This window comes from Agrobacterium sp. LAD9 (genome assembly GCF_003031125.1).
Classification (GTDB): Bacteria; Pseudomonadota; Alphaproteobacteria; order Rhizobiales; family Rhizobiaceae; genus Agrobacterium; species Agrobacterium radiobacter.
Genome location: NZ_PHGS01000014.1, coordinates 114,985 through 138,377, shown reverse-complemented (window position 1 = coordinate 138,377; position 23,393 = coordinate 114,985). Strand labels below are relative to the sequence as shown.

The window sequence follows — 23,393 nt, the reverse complement described above, 5'->3', positions numbered from 1 at the left end:
CATATAGTTGTATTAGTGTTTACTTATTGATGATTGCACCACAAGGAGTGTAGAAATGCTTCCAGTGACATCAAGCGTACTCAATCTTTATCTCTTCGGCCAAACAGGCACGCCGAGCGACCTCCTCCAAAACACATGGTCCAATCGCTCCAATGAAGTGGGCGAAACTGTAGATTTGGACACTGCACAATTTATGACAACAGGTGCCGGCCGGTTTGCAACGGGAGCACAGTCGGCCCTCGTGCAAGCATTTTTCAATTCGGGCAATACTTTAGCTGAAGGTATATACAGTAAGGCGCAATTGGCCGGAATACTCGGGTTGTCCTCCTATGGGATAAATTTCCAGGCATACGAATACGCTGACGCCACAAATGATTGGGCAGAGCGTACTTTTATTTTTGGATCACAGGCCTTCAAGCTGGATGACGATGTTGTTTTCCGCGTCGCCGCTGACGGCACTCGCACCATTGAAAATTATCGAATAGTCCCGAATGAAGCTGTTCAGGAGAATTTCGATTTTGTGTCCAGCAACCCTCTCACGATATTGGGCAACATATATCTTGAATCTGTGATTGATCCCTCGACCATCGGTCGGACGGTCAACATCAATTTTACGGGACCGGGGCAGGCTGCTACGACCTACACTGAGAGCGACTATTTAGCGGATTTGGGAAATGTGGCGGCGTGGCAGGCCAACAGTCCGAGTATATTGGACCTTCCATCTGCAATGACATCATTGGCAACTGAAGCGTTCCAAGATGGGATTACCGCCTTTCTCTATAATGATAAGCCCGTAGTCTATGGCAGCGCCGAAGACGATATACTGACGGTTCCTGATAATCCATTCTGGTACAGCTATTACCAAAACGGTGTTGTGATGATTGGAGGGGACGGAGACGATGTAATTACTGGCACCTCAGCTGATGACTTGTTCATCGGAGGCGAGGGTGCTGACATTTACGATGGGGCAGGTGGTTATGATACCGTTTCTTATATCGCCTCGGCATCCGTAAACATCAACCTCGACGATATGTCACAAAATACGGGCGATGCCGAAGGTGACGTGTATAACGGCATATCGCTAATTGTTGGCAGTAAATTTGCTGACAGTTTCCGCGGCGTACAAGGTGAAGAAAATCACTTCGATGGCGAAGGTGGTGAAGACACCTTCGTTTTTAATGATCGGCTGGATACGGCGACGGGTGGCGCTGGAGCGGATATTTTCAAAATTGAATCGTATCTCAATTCACCTACGATTGGCTGGTTTCCAGCCTTCTTCGTGCATATGGACGAGTACGACTTTAATGCTCCCGAATATTTTAACTACGCCGTAGTGAAGGACTTTAATCCGGGAGAAGGTGATAAGCTCGATTTCTCGCAATTTTTTGACCTCGCCGAAGCCAGATTGGATGTTCCTGACGGTTCGTATCAGGCTGTGATTGATACCCTGGTGCAATTTGAAAAATTAAGTTGGCAGCAGGGAAATAACGCCGTCGTGCGTTTTGCTCTGACAAGCTACACCGACAATCCAGAAGATGGGTACGACGTATGGTACGCGGGCGTTGTTCTTGAAAATTTTGACGCTTCGAGTTTAAACGGCGGTATGTTCCTGGTCTGATAGTCGTTTATCCATAAGCACGGATGGTCCCCTCTGGTCGTTCCCGCCGCTGACGATGTCAGTGGCGGGTCGACGGTATATGTCAGTTTGCCTTCAGCGTGGCGGTGTAGCTTGAGGGGGTGTCCGCATAGGTACGCAACAGGTACGTTCCCGCATCCACTTCGTACTCGATGCTGGGTTCATGGGAGAGGGCGGTACTGATCAGAACGCCATCGACGCCCCAACTGCCAACCACGCGCAGATCGAATGTGACATCTGGTTGGTCTACCGCGATCCTGATGCGAGCGGCGTTCGCGAGCGTGAAGGCGAACCATGCGTCCTTCATCGGCCCTTCGCCAGTTCGCCCCTCGAAGATAAGGACTCCTTCGACCTTACCCAAATAGGCAGGCTGGTCCGTTGTGCCTGCGGCGACGTAACGAGATTCTGTGAAAGCGGGCGTATCTGCCGCGCCAAGGAGCGCGATGACGACCGACAACAGGCGCAAAATTGCTAGAAGTCTTTTCGGCATCATTCCCTCTCCGAACAGTCCGCTTCCATAGAGGTGTTCCAGGAAGCCGTTCATGCACAAACCACCTCTGCTGGACATGTTTACATCAGCCTTCTAGGGTCCGCTGCGGGTCAAAGCGAGTGGCATGCTGCCGTTCAGGCATATTCGGCGAAAAGAGGAGAGTGGGTGCCCTTGAACAGCGTAACGTCAGCAGAGTGGCAGGAATTTGTGACCCAGAGGTCGAGGAAGCTTCCCGACCCCGCCGTGACCGAGGCCCTGTTGAGGTTTCAGCTGGTTCCCGGAGGCCCCCAAAACGAAACTGCGGACGCGTGCATTCATCGCGGCGATCTCACGATTGACGGGGATTTCGTCCCGTCTTCATGGATCACTGTGATCGACGGAAACCTGCATGTCAGCGGCAAAGTCTCAACACGCATCGAAGGGGGCGATGGCCATGTTACCCTCGTTGTCTTTGGCGATCTGAACTGCGGCAGCATCGACAATGACTGGGCCAGCATTGTCTTCGTCACCGGAGATGCCGTCGTCAGGGAGTGGGTTTTCGCGTCCAGGGAAGACTCGTCGATGGTTGTCGGTGGCGATTTCAGGACGCCGATTTTTATCGGTGCCGATATCTGGGTATCTGTCGGCGGCTCGGTCGAGATGGAATACGGTTATGGGTATGCAGTCGCTCTTGCACGGTTCGCTGATGCCTATGGCGCACCCCAGGTACGGCCGACATATGGTTGGCGCGAGTTGACCATGAAGCTCGGCTTGGGGCAGGGTCGTATTCGCGAGGAGCAGCTTGTGGAATTACTGGAAGAGCGTTTGCGAACGACAGGAAGCCTGTTGCGCCCGGTATGAACGCCGGGGCATGATCCTCAACTGGCTGCATCCATCCCGCAACGTTTACTTTCGGACGCGGCGGTCTGATCCCATGGACGATGACGAACCGGAGAAGAAAATGAGGAGCGCAGAGCGAGCAAGTCCGCTTCGGCATCTTGAGATATTGACCATTGGCAGCTTCTGCGCTGCATTTTTGAGTTTCGGGATGGCCACGGCGATGCCGGCGGACATGACGGCGGAGCGTCTTCTCACTATCTGTGAAGCGCCCACCGTGCAGACCGCGATGATCAAGGGTGACGAACTTGGCTGGCCGCGGCTGACTGATGCGGAAACAGAGGAATGGCGTCGTAGTTTCGTCGCCTATAATGGCGGTTCGGTGGACCTTGTGGGCTGGCGGCAAGAGAAGGCAGGCGGAGCCGAGTCATTGTCTTTTTGGATTGCCATTGGTCCGAACGGACACAAAGCATGCGCATATTCCACACCAAGACCTGCCGGTTTCCTGGATGCGTTATCGGAGAAGCTTGGTGCACCGGATAATCTGGACAAGAATGACGCGATCGAAAGTACGACAGCCTGGTGGAAACGAGGTGCGGTCGATTATTCTTTTGCTCAGGTCGGTTCTTCCGCCGTTATCAATATCAACTCAAATCGATGAGATAATGGGAACACCCGAAGCATATTTTACGTCGTTACCGAGCAGAAAAATAGACGGAAAAGGTGTCGCGCGTGTCACTTGCCTGACTCGATTGCTGTGGGCGTAGTGGGTTCTGAGGAAAACCAGACGTCCGGATAGATGGCAATTGCACTTTGGTCGGGGAAGCGGTCAGCCTTTCTCCAGATAGACCGTATAGTCCGCGCCTCGTCGAAATTGGCCGGCACTCTGGAAGGAGCAACCTCTCTTGAAGCGCCCACGCATGGAATAAACCATGCCGGCATCAACGGTTTGGCACTGAAGCCGCCGCTGTCGGCCCGAACCAGCAGCGTCAGGGCAACTTCCTCGCTTGGTCGCCACGGAAAGATCATCCGACCGCCGGGCTTGAGTGCTCGTAGCCAGTCAATTGGAGGTGCTGCCACTCCAGCATTCACATAGATCACATCGGATTTAGGGAGCCGCTTTTGGGTCGCGTCAGCGTTGATCACGCTTACTCCCTCGAAGGGTTCAAGATTAAGTCGAGCTTTTTCAGCCAAGCTCTTGTCGATTTCGAAGGCTGTTACTGTACCTGTTGGCAACACGAGCATCGACAGGATCGCTGAGTAGTATCCCGTTCCCGCACCGATATGCGTGACCGCTTCTCCGCGTTGCGGTGCAACTGCTCCGAGCCAGGCCGCATGAAGCGAAGGCTCCCCGTTGTTGATTCCTTTGTCTGCATCAAGCGCCACCAGGACGTTATGGTAGAGGTAAACGGGATCAGCACTCGGCGTATCGAAATACCGGAGGTTGATCATGACTTTCCAGGGACCAGGCGGGAAGAAAGCTTCGCGGGGGACGACCTCGAAAGCCCTTTCGAGCCGCGGGTTGGACGACCTGCTCGCTTCTACCATCAACCGCGCGTAAAACCCGCGTATTTCTTCGATGCTGGCTCGTTCATTTGCCATGAGCTGGTCTCCTGTCGATGTAGAAAATATCTGACAAACCAATCGGAATTTGCCTTCAATCCGATATTCGGCGTTCGTTCAGGAAGTTTTCGATCTTTTTCGCTTCCTTCTCGTGGGCCGGCTGTTGCCCGGGGGAAAGTTTCTTTGGCGCGACCTCTTTCGGGGTATCAGGGGCTACGCCTGTCCCTGCTGTCTCAGCCGTGAAGTTGAAGCGTACGTCGCCATCGATTGGAAGGACGGCGATCTTTGCTTCGCATTTCAGGATCGCACGAACACCCGCTTGTGCGAATGCCTCATTGAGTGGCCCATCTCCTTTCGACACGACTTTCGGCACGCCTTTCAGTTTCCCATCTTCGAAATGTGCTTCGATGATGGCGGAGGTTGTCGCGCCGGCAGGAACCATAAAGCAGCCGAGGACGGCTTTCTGTAATCTGGCCTTGTCGTGATCGGAGGGTTCCGCTGCCATCGAGACTGATATCAGGAGCGGAAGAGCAAACGATGCCATGACAGTGGGCCGCCAGTGCTGCTTTTCGATTTTGCATCTATATGGTTTGCTCTTCGTGCCGCGCATAATCGATCGCTTCCGTTCGTTGTTCCGCATGTGATCGTAACCGCTCCTCGGGCACGATAACCAGGACGTTGAAACCTTGGTCGATATCAAAGGTCTGCGGGTCGAGCAGTTCGTTTACATGCTCCGAGCTGAACCAAAGCCAGATATTTTGATCGTAGACGGTCGCGACCGCTTCTTTCATGACACCTTTGATGGCTTCGATGATTTCGACCCCGGCCCCGCCTCTCGTATTGAGGTGCATAAGCTTTTTCCGCGCAGGACTACCCGCATCGGAAACAGCGATGGACACCCTGTCCGTCGAATAGCTTTTCACCCGGACCCGCAGCCGCTTCGGGCGCGCCGCATCAAACCGTTCATTGATCGCCCCGATGCGTGCTTCGATTTCCGCGTCGCCAAGACGCGACTCGGGCATAACGTCGTCCAAAGGCACAAGCTCTTCGCCAAAACGATGCCGCGCCACTTCGGCAGCGTGATGGGCATAGGCGAGATGGGTTACTGGCAGCGCCTTCAACCATTTGCGGCGCTGCGTTATCGCCATCGACTTTGCCGCCTCCTCGCCCAGTTTGGCGACGGAGAAGTTTTCTCTTTTCTGTCCCTCACTCGTCATCAGCGTTGCCTGCCAGACATCCCCGTCAGCCGTATCAACGCGCCTCACGCCGGAAATTCCGCTCCGATTGTTCTTACGCAGAAGTACGGCCTGCTCGTGATTGGTGGCAGGCGGAATTGCAAGGATAATGGCATCGCGGTAGGCGCGTGCCTGACGATAGGCGGCATCGCCCGACCCGTAGACACTGTCCTTGAACAGCCTGACGATCCTGTGGCCGCGCCGCCTTAGGCTTACCCACCAGCCAGCACCGCGGTGTGCCCCGGCGGCTTCTTCTCGACGCAAGCCATAGTGGTCGGCGTCGTGTTTTGTCTGTTTCGGCCTTGCTCCAACCGGCACGTCCACCCCCTCCTGTCAAATTTCATGGGTAGTATTTTGCCCTATCCGGGTTGCAGAATTCATGTTGAGTCCATGGTTTCGCCACAATGTTTGATTGCATTCTGTCGAGATTTTGGCAGTTGATTGATTTTTTTCCGATCTTCCATCGAGGTTTGCCATGAATGATCAGTCTTCTTCTTCCGATTTCGTTCAGGCAAGCCGTGTGCTCAAGGTCAAGTCTCCGTTAGGGGAAGACCAGCTTCTGCCGGAACGACTTGCGGTTGACGAGGGTGTTTCGCGGCTTTTCGAGATTCACCTGAACGTGCGGGCCAAGAAGGACGCGGTCAAGCCGGAAGAGTTGATCGGCCGGCTTGTCGATGTCTCGGTCGAGATCGAGCAAGGTGATGGCGACGAAGGCAGCGGCATCCGCCGCCCGTTCAACGGCCTGGTGACGGAGCTGCATGAAGGCCCGCCTATCACACGCGGCATGCGCTCCTATGCGCTGACGATCCGCCCGCAAATGTGGCTTCTGTCACGCCGTTCCGATTGCCGCATCTGGATGGACAAGACGGCGGTCGAGATCGTCGAGACGCTGTTTTCCGAACACGGTATTCCCGCACCAGATACGTCAGGCATCATCTCGCCGCCGCCTGCACAGCACTACAGCGTACAGTTTAACGAGACCGATCTCGACTATCTCACCCGCCGTTTCGAAGAGGACGGCCTGTTCTACTGGTTCAGCCACGAGGATGGTTCCCACAAGCTGCATGTGGCCGATAGCGCCAGCGGCTGGCTTGGGCCGTCGCCGGCCGCGCAGGGTGAGGGGACAGTGCGTCTGGCGCAGGGCTCGTCGGATCGCAACCACATCAACGACTGGGCGCGGCGTTTCTCCTATGTCTCGGGCCAGCGCGCGGGCGCAGACTGGAATTTCGAGACGCCGGGCATGGTGCCGGGCACGATGACGCCATCGCTGGTGCAGATGCCGGATGCGACGAAGCGCGAGCTTTACGAATATCCGGCCCGCATCAAGACGGTGGAAGAGGCCGAGCGGGCGCAGAAACTCAGAACCCAGTCCATCGAGGCCGATCACGACCGGGTGTTCGGTTCGTCGACCACGCGCATTCTGGAGGCCGGCCGCCGTTTCACGCCTTTCGAGGTTGCCCATCCAGAGCATGCCTATGAAGAGCATGTGATCATTAGGGCAAGCCATAGCATTGTTGATCTCTCCTATGAGACAAACAGCAACGAGCCGGAATATCGCAATCACTTCGAAGCGATCCCGGCTCGTGTGCCGCTGACGCCGCACCGGGCCACCAGAAGGCCTCGCATCGAAGGCACGCAGGTGGCGATCGTCGCCGGCCCTGAAGGCGAAGAAATCCACCCTGACCAATATGGCCGCATCAAGCTGTGGTTCCCGTGGGACCGCAAGGCGAAGAAGGATGGGACGGATACGTGCTGGGTGCGGGTCAGTCAGGCATGGGGCGGCGGTACATGGGGTGCGCAGGTTATCCCGCGCATCGGCATGGAAGTGATGGTGGCCTTTGTCGATGGTGACCCGGACAAACCGCTGGTCATAGGCGTGGTCAACAATCCCGCCAATTCCGTGCCCTACGATCTGCCCGCCAACAAGACGCGCATGGTGCTTCGCTCCAACAGTCACAAGGGCGACGGTTTCAACGAAATCACCTTCGAGGATGAGGCCGGCAAGGAGAACCAGTTCTTCCACGCCCAGAAGGACCAGACCACCCGGGTGTTGAACGACCGGACCAAACGCATCGACCGGCACGAGGTCGCCTCGGTCGGCGGCAACCGTGCGGTGGAAGTTTCCGGCAACCAGAAACACGAGATCGGTGGTTCGGTGAACACCGTTGTCGGCGGCACGGGGCCGATGGCGATGATGGCCATGGCGGGTGTGCAGGCGCTCTCCGGGCAGACAGCGGGTCTCCTTTCACAGGCCGCCCAGATCGCCGGCGGCGGTGGCCCGGGTGTCGCAGCCTTCGCCACCACGCTCGCCTCTTCCGCGCTCGGTTTTCTTGGTGCTGGCGGTATTTCCTCGCGCGAGGGCGTGGTCTCCGGTCCAAGTCCGCGTGCGGATGCGGGTACGGCGCTCGCCGGCTCCGGCTCGGGCGTCGGTTCCGATGCTTCGGGGCTATTTCCGCTGCCGGGCATCATGAACACGATCGTCAGCACGTTCAAATCCGATAGCGTCGGTGTGGCGCGGGCTGAACAGATCGGGGTCAGCAAGGTTACGAATGTAGGCCAGACGTCGCTGGAGAGCGTCGGAAAGTTCAAGAAGATTGCAGTCGGTGAAGAGTTCGTCATCGAATGCGGCGATTCCAAATTCATCATGAAGGCGAATGGCGAGGTCATCATTCTTGGCAAGACCTTCAACTTCGTAGCGACGGATCATTTTCAGCTTCGCGGCAAGCCGATCGATCTGAACTGACGGAGGCCGGGTCTTGGAACTTCAGAACCGCCTGCCGTTTCCCGCCATGGCGTTCCGTCAGTTCGATGCCGAAGGAGGGCTCGATTGTATCGTCTCCGTGCGTGCAACATTCATGCATGCCCAGGGCGGTTCTCTGGATATCGCAGCCGAGCAGGAAAGTTTTCAGTGGGAGGACGCCTATGAGGGCGATCCGCACCAGACCGTCCTCCTGCGCCAAAGCGATCTTACCCCGGACAAGCCCGGGACGGATATAACCTTTCTCGGGAATGCGTGGTCTGCGAGCGGCGAGCCGGAGAAATCCTGGCGTGCCTCCATCCGCGTTGGCGGAATTTTCAAGCAAATCGAGGTTTTCGGCAGACGCTTCTGGCAGCCTGTCGTTAAGGAGAAATGGGCAGGTTTTTCCGCCAGGGAAGCCAAACGTGTCATAGCGGATTGGAAACTGAGCGATCCTGAACCGGCTGGAAGCGTGGCCATATGCTGGCGCAACGCTTATGGCGGCGCGATCCCTGGCACAGGTGACGCGGGGACGGAAACACCGATTGACGTGGAGCGCCGAAACCCGCTTGGGTGCGGCATCGTCAATCTTGAGATGCCTGCCGACGCCGGGCCTGTTCCAGCTCCGCAGATCGCTACCGTCGGTGAGCATTCCGATTGGCGGAGCACGCCGGAACCGCAGGGATTTGGGCTTGTTTCGCCTTGGTGGCAGTTCCGTCAGCAATATTCCGGAACCTATGACGATGGTTGGCGGGAGGAGAGGCACCCCCTCTTGCCGCGTGATTTTGATCCACGCTTCTGGCAGGCGGCCCATCCTGATCTCATCGCGACGCCTCACCTCAAGGGTGACGAGAACTACGAGCTCGTTAACCTGAGTTCTGAGCATCCGGTCGCGAAAGGCTCGTTGCCTGGCCTTACCCTCGGTGTCCATTGCTCTCGCGAAGATCGCGATGAATGGCATGTGCTGAAGCTCGATGGCGTGCAATTCGACTGGCGCAATGACGGACGGGTGCTTCTGACCTGGCGCATCAGGTTTCCTCTTCCCGATGCCGGTGAAACAAAACTTACCCTGACGCGCGTTCGTCTGAAGTCGTCCGAAACCGAAGCGGCTCTGACCGAGAGGGAGACAGCATGAGCATCCCCCGCGACAATTATATCGGAGAGCCCCAATATCCCGGCACATGGACGACGGGGACACCGCGTGAGGGACTGCGTGACATCGATGAGGCGCGTATCGTCTCTTTGGCACCTGATGTATGCCTGACACCGGTTGGCTCGTCGGTGGTGCCTATTCCCTATCCGGTCGTGGATTTTTGCGGCCATGATAAAAACTACACGTCGTCTGTTCGGTTCACCGGCAAAAAGGCAATGGTGATGCGTTCGTGTACGACACATGTGCACGGCGATGCGCCCGGTAGCCGTAAGGGGGTAAAATCCGGCACGGTGGAAAGCATCTGCGAACCCATCGGGCATGCTGATCAGGTCCGTGCCGAAGGCTCGCATGTCATTCGCCACCTCGATCGTTTTTATATGAACAGCAGGAATACCCAGGGTGAGGCGATCTTCGTCCGCGGCACGCAGACCTATGATCCTCCCAAGGATGATGATCCGGTGCGGGGGTCGCTTAGATGGCAGGATGATGCGCCTGTGCAGTTGGCGCAAGCTGCAACCGGAACGATGACCGATGCCGGTAACAATGGATGGTTCTCGTCCAATGGCAATAATACTCGCGCACTCACTGGTACAGCCACAGGTACTGTAAATGGTGGTGGAGCACACGCTCCGTCGACATCTCGACCGATTCCCAAAACTCCCAGTCTGCCAAAGGTTGGTGGTGGGAAACTCTTGCGGAAAGGTATCTGGGCCATGGTGCTCGAGGATATGCTCCGCGACCTCTCAATGCCGGAGGATGAGCGGGCCACTGAGGGGCGTGCCTTGGGCGCGATAATGTCCAAACCAGGGCAGGCGGTAATTGTTCAGGACAAGCTTCTTGGTGGCCGCCAACCTGTCACTTTTGGGAATATTTTGAAACGCGAGACTTGGGATTTCTCCGGAAAATACGGTATTGCCATCGATCCAGAAGAAAGGGTGCCGCTGGCAAACGATATCCTGTCATCAATATCCGGCAAACCAATGGACGTTCGAACGATGTCCGATGCGGAAGTAAACGGTTTGCTGGCCCCCTTCCAAGGTCTCTCTGACGAGGAAATCGAGCAAAAGCTGAAAGACATCAGAGAAGCCCGACAGCAAGAGGAGCAAGAAAAAAAAGAAGACCCCAAACCTGGTCCTCAACCAGTCCCTCCTCCGCCGCTCGGTCCAAGTACCAGGATCGATGGTAAGAAAAGACGACGTAAAAAATGTCTGATCGGTCCGTACGACGAAATTAAAGAGGAGTGTTCTGGCGCGGGCGACTATGCCCACCACGTCGTCGCCGACATGACATACCGTCTGGGCGATCGTCCAGGGAAAGTAACGACGGAAAGAGTGCCTAATGCTCCTACCGAAGGTGAAGGGGAGTCAATCTGTCTGACTGAGGCCCAACACAGCCGAAAAAACGGCTCTGGCGGTGTGCATGAACTGACCAGAAACGAGCTGAAAGGGATTGATCATCCGGATTATCCGGGAACAGCTCCTATGGAAGATATCTTGTTGGCGTCTCAAGATGCGCTGCTGGCAACAAAAGGAATCGACAAAGCCTGCGCAGAAGCAGCAAACGCGCGGGCGGAAGAGCAGGTGAAGAAGAAGACAGGTCTTTCCGCTCCGGGAAGGACGAAGGAAAAACCGCTTCCAACAGGCAAGATCGCTGATGTACTTCGTGCTGGAAAATATCCGTAAAAAGGAGAGACCTTCTTGGACGACACTTTGAATGACGAGCAAGATTTCGAAGAGCTGTACGGCAAATGGGAGCCCAAACTCTATCAGGCATCCATGGGACACACTGACCGCCACTTCGCTGCTCTGTTGGGCGGACCGCGTTGGGACGATCCGTACACGATCATTCTCATACGCGACGCCGTTGAACAAACATTCTCGCGGTCGGATGTTCGCAGGGAGTTGCGCGACATCCGCGTGATACCGTCGTTGAAAGACGATGCAGGGCCTTCCTATGTCACGATCAGCCTTCAGGGCGATATTTACGTCGTCGGTCCAGACGGTTCACAGCATTTCATCATCCCCGGAACTCAAGCCGAATCCGAGACCGCATCCGAAGTCGATTTCCGCTCCATTCTTCCTTACGACAATCGTTGGCTTGTGGCAGGCAGCGGGAACTTCTTGAAGCTCGGAAAAGGCGAGAGCTGGGAGGATGTGTCGCCGTCGCTTACAACTGAATATCCTTACTCGGAGACTGAATGGGCCATTCTCGGCGAGAATATCAAGGGTGAAATCTTTATCGTTGCGATCCAAAGACCGAACCAACGATATTTCAACCTTTACCCGGGCCATCCCCTATATCGGAGTGACATGGCGGAAGACGAACGCTTCAAACTGAAAAAAAGACTGAGAGCTGAAAAGGGTACCCATCCGGTTCTAACTACGCTTTACACAGGAACACCCGGCAGTTGGAAACGTCAGGAATTGCCTGAACGGATCGCCAGGACTTCACCACCATATGCATCGTTAGCCGCTGTCGCTTCCGACAATCGAGGCAATGATTATTTGGTGGGCTCCGACGGTTTGGTTATGATAGGAACACCCGAAAGCGGTTTCTCTGAGATTTCATCGTTGCCAGACCGCGAAAAGCATTATTCTGATGCTGCTTATCTCGACGACGAATTGGTCCTCATTGCTGACTCGGAATTGTTTCGCTTCGATGGACATTTAGCAAAAACCTTCACACCAAAGGTGAAGCTCCAGCTCGGGAGCAAACGGGTTCAGCCATCAGCGATTTTTGCCCGGGAAGGCAGACTGCACGTATTTGATTACGGAAACCGTATCTTTTCTCTCGTTGAGGGAGAATGGAGAGAGTATGCGATTCCAAACGAGTTACTCCAGCGTCCTTTCAAAGCCAGAAAGCCGTAGATTGTCGGAGGGCGTGCGCGCCGTTGCTGATCTAAGCAATCACCGACACGAAGCGCAATGGCAGCGCGGATATTGCGGCTGCAAACGCAAAAGGGAAAGTACCTGGGCGGCGTCCCGCGCTGACTAAGGTGCAATGCAGGGAAATCCGCACCATGCTGAATGCCGGCGCATCCGTTCGAGAGATCGCTCAAAAGTACAACGTTCATCCTCGCACGGTCCTTAGAGGGATACGTCGATTGTCATGAAGGTGTCGGCAAGGCCGCTGCGTTGTTGTCAAGCTATGGTGGCCTGCCTGTCCAATTTTGTGGATTGTGCGGAAATCGCACCGATGGCTGTCGCCCGTATTGATGTGCCGGAAAGCCGCCATTATTGGATGTTCATTCCTTCGTCGGAGAGGGAGACGTTATGTTCATTCGACGATTCGCATTCCTTTTTTTTCTTGGGATTTTCATTGCGGGTGCAGCCCGCGCCCAGACATGGGAGGACATCGATCCGAGGACCGCCGGCTGGTCCACGGAGCGGCTCGAGGCGGCGCGTCTGCAGTCGAAATCTCTCAAATCTACCGCAGTGATGATCATCCAGGATGGACGGGTGATCGCTCGTTGGGGTGACACTTCTCGCAAAGTAAATATGGCATCCGTTCGCAAGAGCCTGCTCAGCGCTCTTTACGGCATTGCGGTTGCCGAGGGGCGGATTAAACTTTCAGCCCGTCTTTCCGGACTTGGCGTTGATGACAATACTCCCAGCCTTTCGGCTGAGGAGAAAACCGCGACGGTTCGTGATCTGCTCATGTCGCGGTCGGGTATCTATCATCCAGCCGGTCACGAGACCGCCGACATAAAGCGCAAGCGGCCTGCGCGCGGAAGTCACCCGCCTGGGTCGTTCTGGTTCTATAACAATTGGGACTTTAACGTTCTGGGGACTATCTATCGACAACAGACTGGCGAGGACATCTTCGCAGGATTCGAGAAGCGGATTGCTCGACCGATCGGAATGGAGGATTTCTCGATCAAGGATGGTCGATACGATCTCGAAAAGCTGTCCGAGCATCCCGCCTATCCAATCCAGCTCAGCGCCCGCGATGCAGCCCGGTTTGGCCAGCTTTTCCTTAATGACGGAAAGTGGGGCATCAAGCAGATCATCCCAGCGGCGTGGGTCAGGGAATCGACGACTACCTATTCGTGGGCAAAGCGGATACGGCAGGGTTACGGCTACATGTGGTGGACGCTTCCAGAAGATACTTGGGGTCAGAACGCGTTCTACGCCTCCGGCTACGGCGGGCAGATTATCGCGGTCGTCCCGTCAAAACGTCTAGTGGTGGTGCAAACTGTCGATTTACGACAGAACCCGAAGGGGGTTCGCACCAGCGCGTTCATTGAACTCCTAAAAGAGATCGCTTCCGCTTCACCGTGAAGAGTATGGTACTGCACAGCAAATATAGCTCGATTGATGCCGCCGGCTTCGTGATGTTTCTGGCTCAGAAGCAGATTGTCCGAACAGCACTCCGCCTCCGCTATCTCCAGACCAGGTCACTATGACCGCGAAGAGCCAGGAAATCATGACGATCAGACTTATAGCTGCCAGCGAGGCAAAGAAATCTGAATTACGAGATATGCTTTCTGGTTATCTGGTAGAGTTAAGTCAGTACGGGGATGTCGACCTCGAATACCCTTACTTTGACTGTTACTGGACCGACGACGGCCGTTGGCCCTACCTAATTGTCAAAGACGGAGATACCGTTGGGTTCGCTCTGGTGAACACTTGGTCGCCCTCGGGAAAAGGCACCGACTTTGCAATCGCCGAGTTTTATGTGCTGCCCTTGTTCCGGAGTGCCGGAATCGGGCGACAGGCATTCTCCTGCCTCCTCGATGGCCGCTCCGGTATCTGGGAGCTTAGCGTCATGTCGAACAACGAACCCGGGAACGCATTTTGGGAGCGAATGTTGGCTGCCTCGGACATTTCGGAGATCGAGAGGGTCGATTTGGGAAGCGAACTGGCGTTCCGCTTCTCTACCAGGACATAGTTGTTTGTCTGGTTTGGACCAAAGGCCGATTCGACGGATTACGCCAATAGTCGCCTTGGGAGGAAAGCGCCATCAGCGGTCATTGATGTGTCATATGCCTGCATTAATTGCGGCCTGGAAACCGGGAGACGAAAGGATGGCACACGTTATTTTTCTTCATGGCGCGTCGAGCAGCGGCAAGTCAACCATTGCGAGGGCATTGCAGAAACGCATCGAGAAACCATTCTGGCACGTATCGATCGATCATCTGCGCGACGCTGGCGTGCTTCCGACCGAACGCTTCAAGAGTGGTGATTTTCGCTGGACTGACGCTCGCATGGCCTTTTTCCACGGGTTCCATGGATCGCTGCGGGCATATGCCGATGCGGGTAACCATCTGATCCTTGAACACATTCTCGATACCGAGGGATGGCTGGAAGAACTCGTTGATCTTTTGGCGGAGCACGATGTCTTCTTCGCCGCCGTACATTGTCCGCTCGAAACTCTGGTCAAGCGTGAAGCCGCGAGAGGTAACAGACCGGTGGGTAGCGCCAAGAAGGATTTTGAGACGATTCATTTCGGCAAGCGGTATGACATTGAACTACAGTCCGAGGACGGCGCTGATGCAAATGTCGAGAGGCTGCTCGTCGCTTGGAGAAAAAGCGATCGCTCGTCAAATTTCGCGAGCCCCGAAGTCCCCTTAGGCCGGCTGCCGTTGTGACGTAGATGCGCCAATAGGAGACATCGTTGCCGCGTCACCACGTTCCGGAGATCAGTCTGAAAAACCAAGCTGCAATGTGTGGGAATCGTGCTGCAAACTTCCAGTAGCTATTTCTAAGATATTGTACACTCCGCCATTTCGTCGACAGCATGAGGTAGTCAAAATGTGTGAATCGGAGGACTGATCGTGCGCGATTGCGCAACGTTTCTTCCACCTCAGTCTGGTTTTGCGCTAATGCGCGTCCAAGCGTAACGCCATCCCAAACAGCCAAATTAAGGCCTTGGCCGCCAACAGGAGATTGTACATGGGCCGCATCCCCAATAAGCCATACGCGACCCATTTGTGGCGAAGGCACGCGCCGAAGGGAAACTCGAAACTCCCTTTCATAAAGCAACTTGGCATCTCGAAACATATGAGAGAGCCTCGAGGCCACACCCTTCGCATTGAATATGCCCTGAATGACACCTCGACGAGGTTGTGAAAGAAAGAGGCCAACCCCATCTGCTTGCAGAAACAGTTGCGCTTGTGTGTCTTGAGGCCACTCCTGGGTCTCTATCTCGGCTACCGACCACTCTTCGGGATAGTCACATCCGACGAATGGGACGTTGAGGAATGATCGGACTGCGCTTTTGCTCCCGTCAGCGGCGACAAGCCAATCGGCCTCGATGACTTCGGTCTCTTGGCCGTTACTTACATTAGCTTTAATGCCATGGGCATTCTCCACTACGCCTATGAATGTTCGACCGTACTCAACCTTTACACCGTAAGAGGCCAAGGCATCTTCCATGGCCTGCTCAAGCATGGCCTGCGGATAAAGATGCGCGGGCGGCTCGCCATTTACATTCGGAACCCGAATATCCGCCACCAAGCTCGCATCGTCGTGAAATACGAAGCGCCTCATGGGTATGGCTTCCGAGATCACCTTTTCGGTTATCCCAAAATCCGCCAATTGGTGCCAGACGCCTTGAGCGACCCCGGTCGCCTTCTGCACCGATGTCCTTGAAACTCTCTTCTCAACTATCCTGACGGCTACTCCGAGACGAGCGCAACTGAGTGCGCAGGCTAGGCCGCTCGCGCCGCCACCGACGATCAAAACCCTTGCGAAGTGAACCACGGTAACCCCGACGAGTTGATCCAACACGTCTCTGCGTCAGCCAAACAAGATTGCTGCCATAGCTTTACCAGCAGCATATCGGTAGCCAATCAAATTCTTCGTTGTGATACAAGCGTCGTGGAGATCGGCGCTATGTCCGCAAGGGGCCAACTGTGGACATTGCATCCGATGAGCCACCGACATACGGTCGACCATCCTGCGCAGTCGGTAAGGAGGATGCCATGAAAACAGACTGGAATGTGATCAGAGGCATGATGAATGCAGCAATCGATGCCTGCGAGCGTATCGAGGCATCAGGGTATGTTGAGACCGATCGCGATGCCACGATCAATATCGGAGGCCAACAGGTTAGCGTCCAAGACATGCTCGTGAGCGCGTGGACTTATCCGGAGAACCTTCGTTATCAGATTATACGCGAACGCCACGAAACGGGCCCCGATCTACCATACGTGCCAGAAACCGCGCGCATTCTGCTGGCGATGTCTCAAGCTGCGGCTGAACTGGTGAATGCGGGTGAGGTCACGCCTGCCCAAGGAAAACTTCAGGAAATGATCGCCTGGTTCGACAGCCGCTTAGTTCCAGGCATTGAAGCTGCGACGGCTACTCGCCGAAAGGCGTGACGTGCATCCGGCCGAGAAGAGGCGAGACGCAGCGTCTATTTGTAAATAAGACGTCGTTCCATGAGATGGCCGAAACTTCCGTGTTATCCAGAGGAACGCCGTGACAATTGCACGATGTGGGGTTGGCTATGACCTCGCACGGTCACTTGGCCTTCGGAAAAAATCCCGCCACAAAGAGGTGGGCAATCTTGGATTCGACGTCAAATTGCGTATGGTGGCGCACCATTTTTTACGACCTCAAGAGGCCCATATGCAGGTTTTAGTACGCGATAACAACGTCGATCAGGCACTGCGCATTCTCAAGAAAAAGCTTCAGCGCGAGGGCGTTTTCCGCGAAATGCGGCTGCGTGAAGCCTTTGAGAAGCCATCCATCAAGAAAGCGCGGGAAAAAGCAGAAGCAGTCGGGCGTCGAAGGAAGCTCGCCCGCAAGCAGATGCAGCGTGAAGGCCTTCTTCCTACGAATCCTAGAAAAGGCAAGTGACCACGATTGGCGTGGCGGTGGCCATTCGATCATCCTTTCGAGCCATCACTTCTTATTGACGAAACAACGTCGATATCGCCCTGCATCTGCGACCTGCAAAACGCTGATGGCGAGTTGCTGCTGCGTCTGCAGTCCGGCCCAAGCCAACAAGCGTTGGAGCTGTAGTCTTGCCGATGAAGGGAGAAAATGGTCGGCATGCTCCTAACGTTAGAGTGCCCAGCCTCGCAATTTCAGTGGCGCTGCACATGATCGCCGCCTTGGCCGTTGGCCTCTTGGCTACAAGGAAATCGCTGCCTCCGCCCACCGAGCAAAGCATCGTGGTCGAAATTTTATATGAACCCCAGGCGGTACTCGCGCAGCCCGCTGGTGTTCAAAGGGAAAGTGAGCCCAGCGCCTTACCCCCAGCGATTGACCACGCACCTGAGCAAAATGCGGAATCCGCGCTGACCAGCGAGTCCTCCCCTCATGAAGACGGGATGGTTCGCGCGAAAGAGTTATATTCGGCGAAAGTGCTGGCAGACCCGCGAAGCAAGCAAGCTTTGGCTGCACTGAGGCAACTCGGCACGGATGATCGCATCACCCAGCTCTGCAACGTCGAGGCCATGGAGCAGGTCCATATATGGAAATCCGAGTTCCAGCCGGATTTCGTTGTCGCGTATGCCACGGCCGACACAAAGCTTTCCGGTCTTACACTTCAAGCAGACGGCGCAGCGGTCCGAAGCAAACGGCATTGGTACGACATGAAGTTTCGATGTGTGGTAACCCAGGACTTGGAAAGGGTAGTTGCCTTTGAATTCTCGCTGGGCGGGGAAATCCCTAAGAGCGAGTGGGAAACACGTTCGCTTCCCGTCGCCGACGGTTCATCGGACTGATTGTTGAAATCTCTGCGAGAGGGGTATTTCTACCCTCTCAATTTACCGTGGTTTTAACGCCGATATCCGAAATCTGTCGGTGAAGCCGCATATGGCTTCGTTGCTACAGATTGCGGACATCGGATTTTGAATGACCAGTATCCTGACAAACGGTTCGGCGATGACGGCGTTGAGTACGCTTCGCGGGATCGGCGCACAGCTCTCCAGTGCATCGCAACAGATGTCATCGGGCCTCCGGGTCTCAACGGCGTCCGATAACGCCGCCTATTGGTCGATCTCGACATCGATGCGCTCTGACGTTGATGCGATGGAGGCCGTCACCGACAGTATCGGGCTGGCGATGGGGATCGTCGATACCGCATATGCGGCGATGGAAACCGTGCGGCAGTCCTTCGTCGAGATCAGGAACCTCGCCATCGCCGCCAGCGACATGCCGCAACCCGGCATGCAGGACGCGATCAAGCCGACCTTCAGCCTCGATCCCGAATACGCCAAATCGGACGTCTACAAGATCGATATGCAGATACAGCAGCTCCAGGATCAGGCCAGAGCGGCGATGCTGTCGGCGTCGTTCGCGGGCGTGAATATCATCTACCACGGCAAGAACGAAGACGTTGACGCCAGCAAGCAGGTGTTCTCCTTCGTCATCGGATATGCGGACGGCAAGGTGCAGACGATGGACGTAAGCGCCATGGACACCCTGCTTCTGAATGACGACTTCGGCAGCTACCCGACGACGTATCCAGGTGAGTTCAACCCGGAAAAGACGCTGTTCGACGGCAGTGACATCATCGACGCGCCGGGATCGTTCACTCCCGCCGCGATCTACTGGTACAACATCCCGGTATCGAACCCCGCTACGGGCGATCCTGAATCCTACCCGGTCAATCCCACCTATATCCTCCAGTCGATCGAGAACCACGTCGTCCGTTTCGGGTCGGACAGGCAGGGCCTATACAGCAACCTCGTTGCCAACATCGACAACAAAATCCAGCAGCTGACTTCCAAGATGGCTTATGTGGGGTCAGTGCAGTCGGCACTCGACCTGTACGACGAAAACAACAGGAAGCGGATCGACTCCGCGACACGGGGCGTCGGGCGGCTGGTAGACGCCGACATGGAGGTCACTGCGGTCAAGCTCAGAGCGCTTGAGACCCAACAGCAGCTAGCAACCAATGGATTGCAAATCGCCAATTCCCAACCGTCCACACTTCTACAGCTTTTTCGATAGCAATTTCGACGCAATAAAATCTACGGGGATATCTTGACCTTTGGATATTTGTTCACTAATTGTTCTCGCATGCAAAAGATGACCCGCCTCATACGAATAGGTTGATCCCGTTTCGCTGCGACAATTGCGGCGACTATCAGCCATGTTTAGTCTGAGGTTTTCAATATGGGTATCGCACAGCGCGCGAGATCGGTTCGCGCCAGCCGTCATTCGGCATCCATCCGTACATTTACTCCCGTCGCCACCATCAAATGCGAGGGGCCATCAATTTTTCGGTCCCAGATGGCGCGTGACACCGCGTGCCTGCTGGATGTCAATCCTGCCGTCGTTTCGTGGCACTGCATGCCTGTTTCCCTGGATTGTGGCAACGTAGCTCATGTCCCGGATTTCGGCATCGTGGATGATGATGGTGGAAGGATGCTCATCGACAGTCCGGATAGGGTGTTGCCTATCGACGCCGAGGCAATTGCGGCCGTCGCTGAGACAGCGGGCACGCGTTATCGCCGTCTGCTTGCCGACGAAGTCTACGAGGGTGCACGGCTTCGCAATACGAAGGATTTGCTTAGGTACGGCGGCACCGTTCTGGCGCTCGGTGATCGTTTACGATTGCTGGCTGTCCTCGAAGAGCATGGTAACCTGACGATTGCCGAGTGCCTAACGGTTTTCACCGAAACCAAGCCAGTTGCCGGATTGGCCCAGATGATCTTGCGCGGTTTCGTCGAAGTCGATCTCGATACGGAATTACTCGGCCCTGAGACCATGGTGCGGAGAATACGGACCTGACCGTCCCGTCAGCGTCATCATCATTCCCCGTGTTCCGAGGCATACATGCAGTCTTATAGCGATAACCTGATCGCCAATCGCGATCCGTTCCATAGCTCGAAGTACGAGCTTACCTTGCCGACCCATCTAGCCATCATCGCAATGTCGAGATCGATCCGCCAGTTGCTGAAAAGGCGATCGTCGTTCGTCGCGGCTTTCGTCATGCCGCCGAAGGCAGACATCCATGCCCACAAGATGGCCGCCAAATGGTTGCTTGAGGGGACCGTTCCGGTCGGTGGCGAGCATGGCAACAACTACGTTCTCTTCATCGGCGAAGAGGCCGAACTTGCCGACGATTTCCAGGCGTTCAGAAAACTTCGAGAACTCAAGCGGGCGATCATTCTTCTCCAGGACGAGGAGCTTCTGTCTGATGAGGTCCGCATCGTCGCTGATATCGTGGTCTCTTTGGCCCTACCGGCTCCGAACGATTATCGGATTGCGGCGCAGCGGATGAGGCTCGGGACTATCACGAATGCCGATGCCGATTTTTTGGCAAAGCAATCTCCCAAAAGGGTCGAACTCGGTTGGCGGCGCGGACGATCCGTGGCTGTGAGCATCGGGCGTCTCCGTCGGTATCCTCATATCGAGACAGGAAAACGTCCCTCTGGCTCCTTGTCGGCGGGGCCGAGCCTGCACGACCTATCCGGATACGGTGAGGCTAAAACATGGGGTCTCGAACTCACCGAGGACTTGGCGGCATGGAAGGCTGGGAATCTCTCCTGGCACGATGTCGATTGCGGCGTCCTGATTTCGGGGCCACCGGGATCGGGCAAGACGTCCTACGCGGCGGCTCTGGCAAGAACCTGTAACGTTCCCCTAGTCCTCGGATCAGCGGCTCGATGGCAGGCGACCGGTCACCTCGGTGATATGCTGAAGGCAATGCGGAAGGCGTTTGCCGAGGCTGCGCGCCAGGCACCGTCGGTCCTTTTGATTGATGAATTCGATAGTTTCACCAGCCGCGACGACAGAACCGGCAGTAGCAACGACAACTACCATCGTCAGGTCATCAACGCTCTTCTGGAACTTTTGGACGGCGCTCAGTCACATGAAGGCGTTATCGTAATCGGTGCGACGAACCGCCCGGAGATTATCGATCCGGCGCTTCTTCGAGCAGGACGCCTAGAGCGCCATTTCTGCATTCCTCTCCCGGATGACACAGCGCGCCATGACATCTACCGTTTCTATCTTCGGGGAGACCTTGCCGACGAAGCTCTGGACGACGTGGTGTCGGCAAGTGACGGCTGGTCTGGTGCCGACATCGAACGGTGTGTCCGTGATGCCCGACGCCATGCGAGAAGAGCAAAACGTTCGATGTTGCTCAGTGATCTCGTCGCTGCCTTGCCGCCAGTCATGCCGATCCCGATGGCGGTACAGCGCTGTGTCGCTGCCCACGAACTCGGACATGCCATTCTCGGTGTTTTGCTCGACACAGACCCACTGATGTCGGTTTCGATTCAGAGAAGCATTCAAGTCGGCCGGTCCTCGCAATCTCTGGGCCACACGGAATTCGAAGAGCGGCTGTTTAGTCGGAAGACTTCGACGCACCTCCGAAACAAGATTGCTACATTGCTTGGCGGTATCGCCGCAGAAGAGTTGCTATTCGGCGAATTTGGGAATGGAGCCGGTGGCGATCCCTCCGCAGACCTCAATCGCGCGACAGACTTGGCAACAATGTTGGAAATCAAGTGGGGTCTTGGGAAAACGCTGTCTGTCGAACCTGGCGACAGTCCACGTGAATTGTCGGCATTCCGTCACCGCCGCAAGGCTCTCAGCAAATCAGTCGAGGCGACATTGCAGGCGGAGTTTCGGCGCGCGAAATCCCTGCTCGAAGAACATAGGGATGCCCTTCTCGATCTTCATGCCGGTCTTTTGCGGGAGGGCAGTTTGGCCGCCGCGGTGGTCAGAACTGCCGTAGAAAGGAGCGAGAACTTCGTTCTACCTCATAAAGCCAAAACCGCTGGATACGAACTCGGGCAATAATGGTGGCGATATTCCTCTATGGTCAGCAGGTGGCATAAATTTGCAGGGAACGTACCATTGGGTTTCCACAGGATGAAACACGCCAGGTAACGCGAAGTGCCTGTGGATCAGGATGAAGTCTTTCACATTAAAAGTGGCTATAGGCATCTTATGGGTGATCGACAGAGCCGCGAAAAGGAGATCGTGTCCGATCTTATCCTTTTTCTGCTCTGGACTTGGCGTATATAGATGGCGAAGTGGCCCGATGGTGGTCATTTCCGCGTAAAGGTCTGCGGCCTTGGACGTGAGTTCCGCGAACTGGAAGTTCACGGAGAGAATGTCATCGATCCAGTTGTGAAGACGTGCTGCTTTTTGTGGATCGTGTTTCGAGGCCAGATGGGCACCCCGCCTCAACTCTGATATAACCGGGAAGGAGATGGCGAGTGAATCTGTTCCCATGGCTTTCATCCAGGAGCGCAATCCAGGCGGAGGTCGTTGCAAGCCGGCGTTGCTCAGGATGTTTGTATCCATCAGAAAAATGGGGTCTGCCATTTCGAAATCCTCGGATGTAAACGGAATCACCGGAGGACGTAACCGGCAGGTGCCGGTTTTCGGTAAACATCAACGTATAGAAGTCGTAATTCGAAAATTGGAGAGACGGTGACAATGCCACGGAACTGGACGATCGATGAGGCATCCGCCGACTTGCCGGGTCTACTGAAAGCGGCACGGACGTCGTTGCAATATATCGTTGTTCCCGATGGTAGGTTCGAGGTGTCATTCAGGCAAACAGGGCGGAAGTCCCTAGACGATATCCTGGATAAGGAAGGCCCGCTGAAGCCGGAAGACATCGCGCCTCAAGCCTAGCCTTCTTAAAATGTGCAACTATCTCAAACTTTTCAGGCAGGGTTCGCAGGCCCAATTAGTGGCGATAGGGTATTGACATTTGATGTCGCCATATCCATATGTTGGGTGTCGTTGCAGATCGGCTTCGCCGAGCCTCGCTCGGAAATGGTAACGATACCCTTGGTCATCTGGCCAAGCACTTGCTTAGGGCTGTGGGGCTATGTGCCT

Annotated in this window: 23 protein-coding genes; 17 read left to right on the top strand and 6 right to left on the bottom strand. The window is 55.5% G+C overall.

Translation table 11 applies throughout. The annotated features are described in order from the left end of the window. The first annotated feature begins 55 nt into the window (after positions 1 to 55). The gene (locus DA915_RS15905) at positions 56 to 1,618 is read left to right on the top strand and encodes a hypothetical protein (RefSeq protein WP_107676560.1); all 1,563 of its coding nucleotides are present in this window, start codon (positions 56 to 58) and stop codon (positions 1,616 to 1,618) included. Between the two features lie 82 nt (positions 1,619 to 1,700). Here DA915_RS15905 and DA915_RS15900 read toward each other — a convergent pair whose 3' ends face one another. Beyond that, positions 1,701 to 2,180, bottom strand: coding sequence for a hypothetical protein (locus tag DA915_RS15900; RefSeq protein WP_107676559.1), 480 nt, complete (start codon positions 2,178 to 2,180; stop codon positions 1,701 to 1,703). Between the two features lie 117 nt (positions 2,181 to 2,297). Between DA915_RS15900 and DA915_RS15895 the strand changes: the two genes are divergently transcribed. Together DA915_RS15895 and DA915_RS15890 are read left to right on the top strand one after the other, a co-directional pair. Next, positions 2,298 to 2,966, top strand: a complete 669-nt coding sequence (locus tag DA915_RS15895) for a hypothetical protein (RefSeq protein ID WP_153064572.1) — start codon at positions 2,298 to 2,300, stop codon at positions 2,964 to 2,966. A 73-nt stretch (positions 2,967 to 3,039) separates the two neighbouring features. Next, the gene (locus tag DA915_RS15890; protein WP_192886570.1) at positions 3,040 to 3,603 is read left to right on the top strand and encodes a hypothetical protein; all 564 of its coding nucleotides are present in this window, start codon (positions 3,040 to 3,042) and stop codon (positions 3,601 to 3,603) included. Positions 3,604 to 3,677: 74 nt separating this feature from the next. Here DA915_RS15890 and DA915_RS15885 read toward each other — a convergent pair whose 3' ends face one another. Genes DA915_RS15885 through DA915_RS15875 form a run of 3 tightly spaced genes read right to left on the bottom strand, consistent with a single transcriptional unit; the run spans position 3,678 to position 6,058 of the window. Further along, entirely contained in the window at positions 3,678 to 4,544 is an 867-nt protein-coding gene (locus DA915_RS15885) for a protein-L-isoaspartate O-methyltransferase (protein ID WP_107676557.1), read from the bottom strand. Positions 4,545 to 4,599: 55 nt separating this feature from the next. After that, positions 4,600 to 5,115, bottom strand: coding sequence for a hypothetical protein (locus DA915_RS15880; RefSeq protein ID WP_137453711.1), 516 nt, complete (start codon positions 5,113 to 5,115; stop codon positions 4,600 to 4,602). Next, the gene (locus DA915_RS15875; RefSeq protein WP_244600745.1) at positions 5,087 to 6,058 is read right to left on the bottom strand and encodes a hypothetical protein; all 972 of its coding nucleotides are present in this window, start codon (positions 6,056 to 6,058) and stop codon (positions 5,087 to 5,089) included. The genes DA915_RS15880 and DA915_RS15875 overlap by 29 nt, the downstream gene beginning before the upstream one ends. A gap of 157 nt (positions 6,059 to 6,215) precedes the next feature. Here DA915_RS15875 and tssI point away from each other — a divergent pair, with 157 nt between their 5' ends. From tssI to DA915_RS15835, 8 genes are all read left to right on the top strand, one after another. Continuing rightward, positions 6,216 to 8,483 (top strand): type VI secretion system tip protein TssI/VgrG, encoded by a 2,268-nt coding sequence (gene tssI, locus DA915_RS15870; RefSeq protein ID WP_107676555.1) that lies wholly within the window; start codon positions 6,216 to 6,218, stop codon positions 8,481 to 8,483. 13 nt (positions 8,484 to 8,496) lie between these two features. Next, positions 8,497 to 9,612 (top strand): DUF2169 domain-containing protein, encoded by a 1,116-nt coding sequence (locus DA915_RS15865; protein WP_107676554.1) that lies wholly within the window; start codon positions 8,497 to 8,499, stop codon positions 9,610 to 9,612. Next, a complete protein-coding gene (locus DA915_RS29280) occupies positions 9,609 to 11,312 on the top strand; it encodes a DUF4150 domain-containing protein (RefSeq protein ID WP_244600744.1) in 1,704 nt (567 codons plus the stop codon). The genes DA915_RS15865 and DA915_RS29280 overlap by 4 nt, the downstream gene beginning before the upstream one ends. Before the next feature lie 15 nt (positions 11,313 to 11,327). Next, a complete protein-coding gene (locus DA915_RS15855) occupies positions 11,328 to 12,497 on the top strand; it encodes a hypothetical protein (RefSeq protein ID WP_236773526.1) in 1,170 nt (389 codons plus the stop codon). A 38-nt stretch (positions 12,498 to 12,535) separates the two neighbouring features. After that, a complete protein-coding gene (locus tag DA915_RS29400) occupies positions 12,536 to 12,742 on the top strand; it encodes a helix-turn-helix domain-containing protein (RefSeq protein WP_107676553.1) in 207 nt (68 codons plus the stop codon). Between the two features lie 160 nt (positions 12,743 to 12,902). Further along, on the top strand, positions 12,903 to 13,910 hold the full coding sequence (locus DA915_RS15845; RefSeq protein WP_107676552.1) for a serine hydrolase: 1,008 nt from the start codon (positions 12,903 to 12,905) through the stop codon (positions 13,908 to 13,910). 145 nt (positions 13,911 to 14,055) lie between these two features. Beyond that, entirely contained in the window at positions 14,056 to 14,520 is a 465-nt protein-coding gene (locus DA915_RS15840) for a GNAT family N-acetyltransferase (RefSeq protein ID WP_107676629.1), read from the top strand. 136 nt (positions 14,521 to 14,656) lie between these two features. After that, entirely contained in the window at positions 14,657 to 15,220 is a 564-nt protein-coding gene (locus tag DA915_RS15835; protein ID WP_107676551.1) for a chloramphenicol phosphotransferase CPT family protein, read from the top strand. 34 nt (positions 15,221 to 15,254) lie between these two features. On the opposite strand, the gene DA915_RS15830 is transcribed toward DA915_RS15835, so the two are convergent. Continuing rightward, complete coding sequence (locus DA915_RS15830) at positions 15,255 to 16,334, bottom strand: NAD(P)/FAD-dependent oxidoreductase (RefSeq protein WP_244600748.1); 1,080 nt, start codon at positions 16,332 to 16,334, stop codon at positions 15,255 to 15,257. A 221-nt stretch (positions 16,335 to 16,555) separates the two neighbouring features. Here DA915_RS15830 and DA915_RS15825 point away from each other — a divergent pair, with 221 nt between their 5' ends. From DA915_RS15825 to DA915_RS15800, 6 genes are all read left to right on the top strand, one after another. Beyond that, positions 16,556 to 16,954 carry a hypothetical protein gene (locus tag DA915_RS15825; RefSeq protein ID WP_107676549.1) on the top strand — a complete coding sequence of 133 codons (399 nt, stop codon included), beginning with the start codon at positions 16,556 to 16,558 and terminating at the stop codon, positions 16,952 to 16,954. A gap of 250 nt (positions 16,955 to 17,204) precedes the next feature. After that, positions 17,205 to 17,435 (top strand): 30S ribosomal protein S21, encoded by a 231-nt coding sequence (gene rpsU, locus DA915_RS15820; RefSeq protein ID WP_107676548.1) that lies wholly within the window; start codon positions 17,205 to 17,207, stop codon positions 17,433 to 17,435. A 245-nt stretch (positions 17,436 to 17,680) separates the two neighbouring features. After that, complete coding sequence (locus DA915_RS29270) at positions 17,681 to 18,307, top strand: DUF930 domain-containing protein (RefSeq protein WP_244600742.1); 627 nt, start codon at positions 17,681 to 17,683, stop codon at positions 18,305 to 18,307. A 130-nt stretch (positions 18,308 to 18,437) separates the two neighbouring features. Next, a complete protein-coding gene (locus DA915_RS15810) occupies positions 18,438 to 19,538 on the top strand; it encodes a flagellin (RefSeq protein WP_107676547.1) in 1,101 nt (366 codons plus the stop codon). Between the two features lie 165 nt (positions 19,539 to 19,703). Continuing rightward, positions 19,704 to 20,321 carry a hypothetical protein gene (locus DA915_RS15805; protein ID WP_107676546.1) on the top strand — a complete coding sequence of 206 codons (618 nt, stop codon included), beginning with the start codon at positions 19,704 to 19,706 and terminating at the stop codon, positions 20,319 to 20,321. A 45-nt stretch (positions 20,322 to 20,366) separates the two neighbouring features. Then, positions 20,367 to 22,340 carry an AAA family ATPase gene (locus DA915_RS15800; RefSeq protein ID WP_107676545.1) on the top strand — a complete coding sequence of 658 codons (1,974 nt, stop codon included), beginning with the start codon at positions 20,367 to 20,369 and terminating at the stop codon, positions 22,338 to 22,340. Here DA915_RS15800 and DA915_RS15795 read toward each other — a convergent pair. Further along, complete coding sequence (locus tag DA915_RS15795; protein ID WP_153064571.1) at positions 22,296 to 22,871, bottom strand: type II toxin-antitoxin system VapC family toxin; 576 nt, start codon at positions 22,869 to 22,871, stop codon at positions 22,296 to 22,298. The genes DA915_RS15800 and DA915_RS15795 overlap by 45 nt on opposite strands. Positions 22,872 to 23,393: the final 522 nt, after the last annotated feature.